The sequence below is a fragment of the Rhodobacter sp. CZR27 genome (assembly GCF_002407205.1).
Taxonomy (GTDB): Bacteria; Pseudomonadota; Alphaproteobacteria; order Rhodobacterales; family Rhodobacteraceae; genus Cereibacter_A.
This window is the reverse complement of the sequence record NZ_CP023549.1, coordinates 810,622-822,407: the sequence shown is the minus strand read 5'-3', so window position 1 is coordinate 822,407 and position 11,786 is coordinate 810,622. Positions and strand designations below refer to the sequence as shown.

9 protein-coding genes are annotated in these 11,786 nt (G+C 62.0%); 6 read left to right on the top strand and 3 right to left on the bottom strand.

The features are described 5' to 3' along the window. Positions 1 to 629: 629 nt before the first annotated feature. Together CK951_RS19795 and CK951_RS19790 are read left to right on the top strand one after the other, a co-directional pair. Positions 630 to 1,973, top strand: a complete 1,344-nt coding sequence (locus CK951_RS19795; RefSeq protein WP_096787915.1) for an amidohydrolase family protein — start codon at positions 630 to 632, stop codon at positions 1,971 to 1,973. Positions 1,974 to 2,035: 62 nt separating this feature from the next. After that, positions 2,036 to 2,793, top strand: a protein-coding gene (locus CK951_RS19790; RefSeq protein WP_096787914.1) for an IS5 family transposase whose coding sequence is annotated in 2 segments (ribosomal slippage) — positions 2,036 to 2,372 and positions 2,372 to 2,793 — 759 coding nt in all. Because the reading frame shifts where the segments join, the coding sequence is not laid out codon by codon here. 118 nt (positions 2,794 to 2,911) lie between these two features. On the opposite strand, the gene istB is transcribed toward CK951_RS19790, so the two are convergent. From istB to CK951_RS19775, 3 genes are all read right to left on the bottom strand, one after another. Further along, on the bottom strand, positions 2,912 to 3,775 hold the full coding sequence (gene istB, locus CK951_RS19785; RefSeq protein WP_096784779.1) for an IS21-like element helper ATPase IstB: 864 nt from the start codon (positions 3,773 to 3,775) through the stop codon (positions 2,912 to 2,914). After that, a complete protein-coding gene (istA, locus tag CK951_RS19780; protein ID WP_157764584.1) occupies positions 3,772 to 5,238 on the bottom strand; it encodes an IS21 family transposase in 1,467 nt (488 codons plus the stop codon). The genes istB and istA overlap by 4 nt, the downstream gene beginning before the upstream one ends. Positions 5,239 to 5,656: 418 nt before the next feature. Continuing rightward, positions 5,657 to 6,133: a hypothetical protein gene (locus CK951_RS19775; RefSeq protein WP_096787913.1), complete on the bottom strand. Its 477-nt coding sequence runs from the start codon at positions 6,131 to 6,133 to the stop codon at positions 5,657 to 5,659. Between the two features lie 1,055 nt (positions 6,134 to 7,188). Here CK951_RS19775 and CK951_RS19770 point away from each other — a divergent pair. Genes CK951_RS19770 through CK951_RS19755 form a run of 4 tightly spaced genes read left to right on the top strand, consistent with a single transcriptional unit; the run spans position 7,189 to position 11,644 of the window. Beyond that, positions 7,189 to 9,855: an SMEK domain-containing protein gene (locus CK951_RS19770; RefSeq protein ID WP_096787912.1), complete on the top strand. Its 2,667-nt coding sequence runs from the start codon at positions 7,189 to 7,191 to the stop codon at positions 9,853 to 9,855. Further along, entirely contained in the window at positions 9,852 to 10,217 is a 366-nt protein-coding gene (locus CK951_RS19765) for a hypothetical protein (protein WP_157764684.1), read from the top strand. The genes CK951_RS19770 and CK951_RS19765 overlap by 4 nt, the downstream gene beginning before the upstream one ends. Continuing rightward, positions 10,207 to 10,605 (top strand): hypothetical protein, encoded by a 399-nt coding sequence (locus tag CK951_RS19760; RefSeq protein ID WP_157764683.1) that lies wholly within the window; start codon positions 10,207 to 10,209, stop codon positions 10,603 to 10,605. The genes CK951_RS19765 and CK951_RS19760 overlap by 11 nt, the downstream gene beginning before the upstream one ends. Then, positions 10,583 to 11,644: a radical SAM/SPASM domain-containing protein gene (locus tag CK951_RS19755; protein ID WP_232520758.1), complete on the top strand. Its 1,062-nt coding sequence runs from the start codon at positions 10,583 to 10,585 to the stop codon at positions 11,642 to 11,644. The genes CK951_RS19760 and CK951_RS19755 overlap by 23 nt, the downstream gene beginning before the upstream one ends. Positions 11,645 to 11,786 lie beyond the last annotated feature (142 nt).

The window sequence follows — 11,786 nt, the reverse complement described above, 5'->3', positions numbered from 1 at the left end:
GTGCTGGGGCTTTCGGGCTGCGGAACGACCTACGTCCGGCCCGGCGTGTGAGAGGACGGAGGCATGGACCACAGTCGGCAACCTCTCTTTCTGGGGCACCCATCCGCCGGACGTGGTGCGGCTGGCGACAGTGAACGAGGTCTCTTACACCACGCGCCGTGGCACTATCCGCGGGGGCGATCTTGCAACGAAAAAGGCAGAGCGCTGAGGGGCTATGTGTTCACCCGGGATGGGACAGCTAACTCTATTCCGGTGCTCAGCGTCCGCTTCCTGCGCTTTCCTGCCGCTGGACGAGCCGGAGGAGCCGGGCAGTGTGCGGAGCTTCCGGCCGTTGGCTGTTTGCACAAGAGCACGGGCGTCATGGCCGGACCGGACATTGCCCCACCGGTGATGCCAACGAGCGGTTCGATCTTGCAGGTGAACGTGGGAGATTGCGTTCCCTTGATTTCGCGCCGCCGCCGCCATCGAATCCATTTCTCGGCATGGACTGCCGCTATGTCTTGACCTTGGGCGGATCACGCAGACAACGTGATCTCAACCAGCAACGTCGGCGAGTACACAGCGCGCTCGTCCAGCGATTCAGCTTTCTGACTTGGCGTTACTCTCACGCATCCGAAGGAGAAGTTGAGATGAAAGTCGTCTGGAGGCCGCAAGTTCTCTTTGTCGCTCTTTCGATGGCCTTCGCCGGAACCGTGCATGCGCAGGACGAGCCCGAGACCTTGTTCCGGAACGTGCGCATTTTCGACGGCAGGGGCGATGCGCTCTCGGGACCCACTTCGCTTCTCGTTCGAGGCAACCTGATCGCCGAGATTGGCGACGTGGCGATGCCCGGTAACGAAACGACAGTCATCGACGGCGGCGGGCGCGTGTTGATGCCGGGTCTGATCGACGCGCATTGGCACACCATGCTGATCCGTCAGACGCCCGAGCAGATGCTCTTCGGGGACGTCGGATTCGTCAACCTTCTGGCCGGAGCCGAGGCCACGGCGACGCTGATGCGCGGGTTCACCACCGTACGCGACATGGGAGGCCCGTCCTTCGGGCTGAAACAGGCAATCGATGCGGGCGTCATTCCCGGACCGCGCATCTGGCCATCGGGGGCGATGATCACCGTCACGAGCGGGCATGGAGATTTCCGACCGCTTTCGGACCTTCCCCGCGATGCCTCCCGGCCGCTTTCGCGGGTCGAGGAACTGGGCGGTGCCATGGTGGCGGACAATCCCGACATGGTCCGCCAGCGTGTGCGCGAGCAGTTGATGCTGGGGGCGAGCCAGATCAAGCTGACCGGAGGTGGCGGGGTCGCATCACCCCATAGCCCGCTCGACGTCTCGACCTTCACGTCCGAGGAACTCATGGCCGCGGTCGAGGCCGCCTCGAACTGGGGCACCTATGTCGCGGTTCATGCCTATACGACCGAGGCGGTCCGACTGGCGATCGATGCCGGGGTGAAGGTCATCGAACATGCCCACCTGATCGATGACGAGACGGCGAGGTTAATGGTCGAAAAGGACATCTGGCTTTCTGCCCAGCCCATCCTGCCCGAGTTCTTCGGTGGAATGTTCCCGCCCGGCAGCAGTCAGGCGGAAAAGGCCGGGGAGGTCATGGAAGGAACCGACCACCTGTACGGGATGGTAAAGGCGCATAACATCAAGACCGCCTTCGGGACGGACGTGCTGTTCTCGGAAGCCATGGCGCGCCGGCAGGGTGAAATGCTGGTGTCCCTGAAATCATGGTTCACCCCCGCCGAGATACTGCGCCAGGCGACCTCGACCAACGGCGAGTTACTTGCGCTTTCAGGGCTGCGAAGCCCCTATCAGGGCAGGCTGGGCGTGATCGAAGCGGGCGCCCTTGCGGATCTTCTGCTGGTGGATGGAAATCCGCTTGAGAATATCGACCTGCTCGCCGATCCCGAGCGCAATCTGATCCTGATCATGAAGGACGGGCAAATCTACAAGGATGACTTGGCCCCCTAGGCTCTGGACCCATTGATTTCGGGCGGATTGCGTGATTCAGGCTCCGCAGGGAGACCCGACCGATGAGCAACCTTTTCTGGCTGACGGACGCCCAGATGGAGCGTCTGAAGCCGTTCTTTCCCAAGAGCCATGGCAAGCCCCGCGTTGATGACCGGCGTGTGCTGAGCGGCATTATCTTCATCAATCGCAATGGCTTGCGGTGGTGCGACACGCCCAAGGAATACGGTCCGGCCAAGACGCTCTACAACCGCTGGAAGCGCTGGAGCGACAATGGTGTCTTCGCCCGGATCATGATGGGCCTGGCCGCGGAGCGAGCCGAGCACAAGACGATCATGATCGACGCGACCTACCTGAAGGCGCATCGCACGGCCTCAAGCCTGTGCGTGAAAAAAGGGGGCGCGGACGCCAGATCGGGCGCACCAAGGAGGGCATGAACACCAAGTTGCACGCCGTCGCCGATGCGAAGGGGCGGCCGATCGGGTTCTTCATGTCCGCTGGACAGGTCAGCGACTATACCGGCGCGGCGGCGCTGCCGGGCAGCCTGCCGAAGGCGGACTGGTTGCTGGCGGACCGGGGCTACGATGCGGACTGGCTGCGAGAAGCGTTGAAAGACAAAGGCATGAAGGTCTGCATCCCCGGCCGGAAGTCGCGCAAGAAGACCGTGAGATATGACAAGCGACGCTACAAGCGGCGAAACCGCATCGAGATCATGTTCGGTCGCCTCAAGGATTGGCGACGGGTCGCTACCCGATACGACCGCTGCCCAAAGGCCTTCTTCTCCGCCATCGCACTCGCCGCGACGGTCATGTTCTGGCTGTAATCCAGAACGAGTCCTGACCCTAGAACGCTTCTATAGCTGGGTCGTCTGTAGAGCGTCAACCTCCTTGGCCGTGACCGACAACCAGGATGGCCGGTTTTGACCGCTGCGGTCGTTGGTGTTAGTCGGCGCTGATCTCCCTCTGCTTGTCGTTGATGTTGTCGGTGGCTTCGACGCCGATGTTGTCGCTGGAGGTTGTCGGCGCAGCGACAGGCTCCGTGGATCGGCGTCGTGCGGCGGCGCGTCGGCGGAAGCTCTCGCCGTTCATCTCGAGGATGGTCGCGTGGTGAACCAGCCGGTCGATGGCGGCGACGGTCATGGCCTGATCGGGGAAGACGCGGTTCCAGGCGCTGAAGGGCTGGTTGGCGGCGATGGCGAGGCTTCTGGTCTCGTAGCGCCGGGCGATGAGCTCGAAGAGCACCGAGCTCTCGGCCTGGTCCTTCTGGGCGTAGGTGATGTCGTCGAGGATAATCAGGTCGAATTTGTCGAGCTTCGCGAGGGCGGCCTCAAGGACGAGGTCGCGGCGCGCGGCCTGCAGCCTCTGCACGATGTCGGTGGTGGGGGTGTAGAGGACGCGCTTGCCGGCCTCGACGAGGGCATGGCCGATGGCACAGAGAACGTGGCTCTTGCCGGCGCCCGAGTTGCCGATGGCGATGAGATTGGCGCCGGTCTCAACCCAATCCCCGGCGGCCAACGCCTCGATGCGGGCCCGGGTCACGCCGGACAGCGCCTTGAAGTCAAGCGTTGCCAGCGTCTTGCCGCCGGGAAGTTCGGACTGCTGCAGATGGCGCTGGATGCGGCGGGCATCGCGATCGGCGAGCTCGACCTCGGCCAGGGCTGCGAGGAAGCGCGAGGCGGGCCAGCCCTCGGCGTCGGCACGCTCGGCGAGCATCGGCCAGTGGCGCTGGATGCTGGGCAGGCGCAGAGCCGTGAGCATGGCGGGCAACGCATGCACATCGACGGGGTGCGGGGCAGCGGCGGTCATGCGCGCGCCTCCAGCAGCTCGTCGAAGCGGGCCAGATCGGTGAGGTTGACGGGCGTGTCGTCGGGCAGCTCGCGCCGACGCGGCTCCAGCTTGCTCCTTAGCGCATGGGCTTCGGGCAATTCGCCATGACCGAGGGTGTGGGCAATCAGCGCGGCCAGTTCAGCCTCGCAGCCCTCCGCATGGGCAAGCCACAGCAGATCGACCATGCGACGGCAGGCGTCGCGGCGCGGCAAGGCGGCGGACAACGCAACCCAGGCCTCGGCGTATTCCGATCGCGGGAACAGGCCGTCGCGGTAAACGGAACCGGCCAGCGCCTGCGGCTTGCGGCGCAGGGCGTGGATGACAGGGCGATAGTTGACGCAGTGGACGCGGGCGCCGTCATCGCGGCCGCGACGGCGGGGGTGCGTGACGACAGGGGTCGCTCCGAGAAAGGCCTCGATCCGGTCGTCGTAGACATGGACCCGCAGGCGCTTGCCGATCAGCTGCGAGGGTGCCGAGTAGAAGACCTGGTGGACCAGAAAGCCCCCGGTCTTCGTGACCCGCGCGACCACTTCGGTGAAGTCTGTGGTGCGCCGGGCCGGCAGCGGCCTGAGCGCCGCCATCTCGATGCGCACCGCGGACTCGCGCCGGCGGTTGCGTCGGGCGACCAGTTCATCGACGAAGCGGCGCCAGCTGGCGAGATCGGCGAAGTCGCGGGAGCCACGCAGGATCAGGGCCTGGTCGAGGGCGACCTTCAGGTGGTTGTTGTGGGCCTCGACCGATCCGTTCTCGTGCGCCTCGCCCGGGTTGTTGCGGCTGGCGAGCATGCCGTAGTGGGCGCAGAACGCCTGATAGCGGCTGGTGACATCGGCCGCCGCTTCGGTGTCGAGGTTCCGGTAAGCTGCGGACAGGCTGTCGGTTCGGTGCTCGTGCGGGACGCCGCCAAGGGTCCAGAGTGCGTTCTGGAGGTTCTCGGCCAGCGCCGGGAAGCTCTCGCCGCCCAGCACCACGGCGGCATGTTCCCAGCCGCTGTAGGCCAGGACGAAGTGGTAGAGGCGCTGCTCCAGCGGCTGCCCCGCGATCGTCACGCAGAGTTCGTTCGCATCGGTGAAGTCCGACAGGGCCATCCGGCCGGGCTCGGGCGTCTGACGGAAGATCACGTCGCGCTCGGGGCCGTTCAGGGCACGCCAGTCGCGGACGCGCCGCTCGAGCGTCCGGCGCACGCGGTCGTCCGGGAAAGCCTCCGGGTCGCTCATCTGAAGGTGCCGCAGCAGGGTCACGGCCTGAACGGCCGGATCACGCGCGAGGATCGGCAGCAGCACCGGCTCCCACACCGCCTCGAGCGGGTCGGGCACGGTGCGGCCCCGGGGGGCCGGACGTTGCGAGGGAAGGCGCGGATCGGCATCGATGCGGCGGGCGGTGCGCTCGCTGAAGCCGGCGCGGGCGGCGGCGACACGCTGGCTGTGCTGGAGACGGTCGGTCATGTAGACTCTCAATTGCTGGTCGGTGACGGGTTTGCCCGGCACGGTCGGATCTCCGTTTGGACGCAGAGATCCCGATCCTACCGGCCCGCAGCGGCCAGCACCCACCCTTCTCCCCCGAAACGAGGGCCAGCCGCTGGGTTCAGCCTCCGGGACGGGCTACGCCCGTCCTCCGGCTCAACCCAGCGGCCAACTTGCCTGACGGTGTCGGACAACTTGGTTGTCGCTCATCAGTCGTCCGTCAGCGTCGGCGCCGCGAGGCGGACCGAGCTCTCCCCAGCAGTTCAGGACGGACTTGCTTGTCGCGGCGGCGCAACCTGGGACGCCGCGAGGCTCTGCTTCGGCTTTGCTGTCCTAGGGATGCAGGCCTGCCTCCAGGCAGCGGGTCCATGGTTGCGATCCGCTTAGCAGGGTCATGCGGTCATGCTTCGCCCTCCTCCTCCGTTTCCGGCGCCCGTGCGGCGGCCTGGAGGCGGCTGGCGCCGAACCGGTCGGTGGGATCAAGCTCGACAGCCTTGGTCAGATAGAGCGTCCCGAGGTCGAGGCGGCCGAGTCGCATGTGGCAGTAGGCGAGCGCGATGAGAGCTTGGAGATAGAGACCCGGCGCCGTCTCGGCCTCCTGGAAGTCTGCGTCCCCGGGTCGAACGGTGGTCCAGTCGGCGGCGACGTTCAACCGTTGCGCGGCCATGCCGAGGATCGCCTCGGCATGCGGAACCGCGTGCGCGAACCCGTGGGTGTAGAAGTGGAAGCGATAGGCCGCCAGCCGCACGTCGAGGTCATGGGGAGCCGCAGCCAGCGCCGCCTCCACCGCGCGCGCGGTGCCCTCCGGGTCGCTGCGAGCGCCTGGCGCGTGGGCGAGCCACTCGAATGCATCCCGTACCGTGTCCTCGAGAGCCATGCCGATCCCGTCGTTGGCGCTTCGAGGGGCAGTCTGGTCCGTTAGGGCAGAGGTTGCAACGCCGGCCGCGCAATGCGGGGTGCCGGGGCACCTTCGGGACGGGCCGTTGCCGCCGTTCATGGTAGCCCGTCGGATGAGTCCATTCGAGGCGCTGGCGGCGATCGCCGCTGCGGCGGTGGGCGATCCGATTAACGTCATGCGAAAGGCGACCGCTGGCTAATCCTTGATGAGAAGGGTGGACGCTTGGCGGGATGGCGCGGTCGTGCGCGCCGCCCAGACGTACGGCAGTTCTGCGGGGAGAGATTTCGTAGCTATCCTTCGCTGGCGCAGGGATGACGGAGATGAGGCTTTTCGCCACCTGATCCGTCGGGACGAGTGGGAGGTCGTGCTGCCCGAGGTCAACGACTTCGGTGGAAGAGCTGAATCTCCAGGGCAGCAGCATCGGGAACGGGCGGCAAAGTTCCTTCGCCGCGATCCGCCGGAATGGCAGCGACGCGCTCATATCGACCGTGCAGCACCCGGGTGCGGCGAAGATAGATTGGCAAGTCGCTCAAAACAGACGGTCTGCCGTTGAAGCCCCGCGCGCCGAACCCGCCGTTGGTACGCGCCGCAGCGAGAGGGCCGAGCAGCCCTTTTCAGTCTGTCGAGCTCCCTGCAGCATTGTCTGTGGTCCCGGCGCGCCGGGCCGAGCCTGCCTGCTGCGACCGAGTGCCGCGGGCGGAAAGCGGTCGTTCGCTGTGGGATCGACGGGCAGCCCCTTAGGGGGCGCATCCGGACTACCATCTGTTCACGGTGGATTGTGGAAAGCGATCCTTCTTCGGCAGGCGCGACAGTGTCCGCTCTCCTTGAGTCGGCGTACCACTCAAAACGCCGGCCAGCGCGACACAGGTTACACCATGTATCTGCCCTTGCTTGCGCAGCGCCTCATTATCCCTGATATTCGGCCGATTAGGGGGAGAAGCTTCCATGTCCTTCGCGGATCAACCTGTTGAGCAGTTACAGTATGATTTTGGCGGCACCCTTGCCGTAACATTCCCGAGCTCGATGGACTCCCGATGAACCGAGACGACCACCTCAAGAATATTGCCAAGTTTGCGGGGCGCATGGTCCATGAAATCAGGGCGCTTAACGCCATCGGGCGCTTCGACATCAATTCTGTTACTGAAGACTTTCTGATTCCCATTTTGAAACTGGTGTTCGATTGCTCGGATCTGCAAAACATGAACCGAGTCCAAGCCAACTTCCCGGCTGTAGACCTCGGCTGTACGACGACTAGGGTTTCGTTTCAGGTGACCACTGACGGGTCAAGCGGAAAGATATTGAAAACGGTCGAGAAGTTTCACGAGCACAGCTTGAGTAAGACTTTCGACCGCCTTTATGTGCTTGCGCTGACCGGGAAGCAGGCCTCGTACACGGCAAAGTCGCTGGAACGAGCAATCGCGGCGCTCACGATTCCATTCAGTCCTGCAGCGCACGTGATCGATTTGGACGATATCCTAGCGCGGATGCGGCATCTTGAAACCGCCAAGCTCGAAGCTATCGATCATTATCTCGCGTCGGGCTGGGCAAAGCGCGACAGCCAAGTGAAGTTCCGCGAGCAGCTCGACAAATTTCTCGCCTTCTCAACAGAGAAGATCGAGGTTGAAAAGACGTCGCGCAAATATATCCCCACGATCTTCGTGGAAACGCACTCCACCAAAGAGCAGATGAGGCTGTTCGCCAACCCATTGTTCTTCTATCGCAAGATACAGGATAAATTTCGTAATTTCGGCTATGATCACCTCAAACCCAGCTTTAGAATTGCCGGCGAGCCAGAACTGGTTTCGGAGCTCGATGTCGGCTTGCTCAGCGCTGCGCCGGCAACCTTCGCCGAATTGGGCGTGTGGCTTGACCAGGTTGACCAAGCGATCGGCGTCGAGTTGGCAAAGGTTCGCCCACTGTCGTGGTGGCGCGAGACCGGCGAGGCTCGCTACGAACCTGTGAACCCAGAGTCGGCGGGATGGAAGATCGCGCAGTTCCGGCTCGAGAGTGCCGCCAGCGGGCTAACGTCGCGATTGATCGATGCGCGCGCGCTGATCAGCCTCATCCGCAACAAGATTTTCCTCGTCACCAGTATGGCCGGACAGGGTAAGACCAATTTCGTGTGCGACTTGGTCGAGAACCAGTTTCGGCTGTTTGAAATTCCGTGCCTGTTCATCCCGGCGCGCCAGCTGAATGGTTTCACGCCGGGCACCCGGCTATTTGACTACATCAAACACAACCGATACGCGCCTGACGGCACCAAACTGCACGATTATCTGACGCTGTTCGACCAGGTGGCGCACGATGTCGAAAAGCCGTTCGTAATTGTCATCGACGGCATCAACGAAGTTAACGACCTCATATCGTTCAACGACGAACTCAAGGCGTTTTGCAGCGCGGTTTCCCAATATGAATGGATCAAGCTCGTAATCACATGCCGAAGTGAATTCTTCGATGAGCGCTTTGCAACGGTTTTGGACGAGCCATTTGCGGTGCACATCCACCGCGTGAACGACTTGCGTTCGGAAATGACCAACCATAGCAAGTCACGACTTTTGAACGCTTACTTCGCGCATTTTCGCATCAGCGGGTCGTTGCGGGGGAGAGCGAAGGCGTTCCTTGCGAACGACTTATTGCTCCTGCGGATCTTCTGTGAACGCCATGAGGGCAGCGATGTCGGGTACGTGACCGACATCTACAAGGGCGATCTGTTCGTCGACTATCTCCGCAAGAAGATCGACGCCTTCCCTCCAGAGCACAGGACGAGTGCCCTGCCTACCTTGTTCAAGATTGCGGTGTCGATGCTTGCAGCGGACGATTTTTCCAAGCTCTCGGTGCGCAATTTTACTGCCCAAGAGCAAGAGGTCGTCCGGCGCTTCGTCGAGGACGATGTAATCCTACGGCGGGAAGTCGATAGCGAGGGCCTCGCGGGAGTAGGCAATCTCGCCATCTCGTTCACCTATGACGAGCTGAGGGACTTTATCATCGCCTATCAGTTGGTCGATCTTGCCGATGCCCAGCAGGCCCAGGCATTGACCGAAGCGTTGGCCCACTTGCCCGGCCGTCCGGTTTATGAAGGCGTCTTCCGCTATTCCTATCTGCTCGCGCGCAGAGCGAACAAAACCGCCGCAATCGCGGCTTGCGAGGCGGCACCGAACTTTGGCGAGCATTTCAGTCTCAACGTCCACCTATTGCCCCCCGCAGTGCAATCAAGCGAAGACGTTGCGCGCGTTAAAGCCATTCTATCGGACGCTGGCTCCGCTCGGCGGCGGCGGCGCGTCGCTCTGTTTCTGCTTCACCGGCACAACACAGCCGAGTCGCTAAACATCGCTTTGCTTATCGCCCACTTGAACGATCTCGAAGACAAGGGGCACGCCGCCTTCATTCAGGATATCTTCGGCGACCTTCGTGACTACGACCCGCTTGCGTGGCGGCGACGTGTCGATAAGCTCGTGACCGATGTTGGGGGGGACGAAGGCAGCCGCGGCCTGATGCAACACACACCGGAATGGCTCGCGTTCTTCTTGCACGCCGCCACGCACGCCGGCTGGATGGAACGGGAACGCGCCTCCGCCCTATTCCGTGAAGCAGGGGGCGCAGTCAATTCCGCCAAAGCCCTGATGCTGGTTCGGCCGGCCAGAGCCACGGCGGTGCAACTGCTTCTCGCAGACATCGCAGCATCCGAGGTAGCGATGGCATGAATGATAAATTTCTAGTCCTGCCTGTGCGCCGGATTCCGCCGCTCGGCGAATTTCTCCATGCCTTGAAGATCAAGCCGACCGGGCTCGCCGCGCAGCTGTTCACATGTGTTTACAACCAGCTGTTCGTTTGGTCGGACGACTTGCGTGCGCAGTATGACCAATATTATTGCGTGGAGTATCCGACGCTCGCGGCCTATCTTGAACTAACGCACGAAGTCTATCTCGACCCGGCCGAACTCGAAAAGACGCACATCCTTTCAGTTGAATCTCTCGGAGGCGTGCTCGAGGAAGCCTATGACGACAATGTCCGGGACACAGTTCTCGCCTGCATTCGCAACCTGGAGGACGGCCATGAAGATTAAGATGGATTTCGTCTCAAACAGTTCGTCGACTTCGTTTGTCTATATCGCGCGGGACATGCTGTCGCGCGACGAATTCTTCTCGGCGGCGGGGGTCGGTCACGACAGCCCTGTGGCACCGCTCTTCGAGGCCATGTTCGCTGAGCTCAAGACCCAGATCGACCGCGGAACAGTCCTGACGCGAGTCGAGGATGTCGACACAACGGAGAGCCGGCAAAATTTTACGCCGGCGGTGCTCGATCGTATGAAGCAGGGCATCGTAAACGGCGATACGGTCACGATCGGCCGCTTTAGCAGCGAGAACAATCTGGCCGAGATGACGCTTTGCACTGAGATTTTCGAGATTGAGTCTGAAAAGTTCTTTATCAATGCCTATGACAACTATTGGTGAAACGAGCTTGCGCGTCAATTGTTACAAAGATCTCGGCTATTCGACCTTCTTTAACGCCCGAACCGGCTTCTTCGCCCGCGTCCCCGATCCCGGTGGGCGCGAGCCATTCTGGTCGCCGCACGGCCCCGAGCTTATAGACATTTCAATTACAAACTGGTGCGACAAGGGTTGCGTGTTCTGCTACAAGAGCTCTACCCGGCATGGGTCGCACATGGCGCTCGCTGATTACAAGCGCGTGATCGACCAGGCGGCCGAGATGGGGACCTTCCAAGTCGCGCTGGGGGGCGGCAACCCCAACCAGCACCCCGATTTCGTCGAAATCCTTGACTACACTTGGGCGAAAGGGATCGTCCCAAACTACACTACTAACGGACGCGGACTGACCGACGAAGTATTGGCTGCGACCCGTCGCAATTGCGGCGCAGTGGCGGTCTCTGCTTACGCTCCCTATCACGAGACAGCTGAGACCATCGGCCTGCTGACTGATCACGATATCAAGACCAATGTGCATTTCATCATCGACAGCGACAGCGTTGACACGGCGATCGACTGGCTCCGCAACCCGCCCCAGTTCCTTGTCAAGATCAACGCCATCATCTTCCTCAACTACAAACCCTCGGGGCGGAAGATCTTTGAGGAAAAGATGCTCCGTCATAGCGATCGCCTCGATGAGTTCTTCGGCCTAGCCACCGCAACTGATGCGAAACTCAAGGTCGGGTTCGATGCATGTTGTGTAAGCGGGGTGTTCGCCAGAACGGATGCCAACAACGCGCTAGTGGATGCCTGCGATGCAGGACGGTTCTCTCTATACGTTTCCGAAGACATGAAAGTTTATCCTTGCTCGTTTCAGAGCGGCCTAGTCGAAGGCGGCACGCTCGATGAAGACACTTCACTTCTGGACATCTGGCACGGCTCGGAAAACGTCCGCTCATTTCGGCGTTACTTTTCCTCCAACCGCTGCGGCGGCTGCTCGCACAGGCGAACCTGCATGAACGGTTGCCCGATATTCGATCAACTCGTTATCTGCGGAAACCGCTAGGCGAATATCTGTCGCTCCTAGCTCAATGCAATGTCGATTGTCCATTCAGTCTAGTGCCAGGCCAGATAAATGGCAGCTTTTAGGGTAGCAAGCAGACAGACCATACGTGACATGGAGGACGGGGCGTTGGCGTACGCTCGAT

Bases quoted from the DNA above. Each gene is read 5' to 3' on its own strand.
- CK951_RS19760 (WP_157764683.1), top strand. From the start codon at position 10,207: ATGAAGATTAAGATGGATTTCGTCTCAAACAGTTCGTCGACTTCGTTT.
- istB (WP_096784779.1), bottom strand. From the start codon at position 3,775: ATGACCGCCGCTGCCCCGCACCCCGTCGATGTGCATGCGTTGCCCGCC.
- CK951_RS19775 (WP_096787913.1), bottom strand. From the start codon at position 6,133: ATGGCTCTCGAGGACACGGTACGGGATGCATTCGAGTGGCTCGCCCAC.
- CK951_RS19765 (WP_157764684.1), top strand. From the start codon at position 9,852: ATGAATGATAAATTTCTAGTCCTGCCTGTGCGCCGGATTCCGCCGCTC.
- CK951_RS19795 (WP_096787915.1), top strand. From the start codon at position 630: ATGAAAGTCGTCTGGAGGCCGCAAGTTCTCTTTGTCGCTCTTTCGATG.
- istA (WP_157764584.1), bottom strand. From the start codon at position 5,238: ATGACCGACCGTCTCCAGCACAGCCAGCGTGTCGCCGCCGCCCGCGCC.
- CK951_RS19755 (WP_232520758.1), top strand. From the start codon at position 10,583: ATGCCTATGACAACTATTGGTGAAACGAGCTTGCGCGTCAATTGTTAC.
- CK951_RS19770 (WP_096787912.1), top strand. From the start codon at position 7,189: ATGAACCGAGACGACCACCTCAAGAATATTGCCAAGTTTGCGGGGCGC.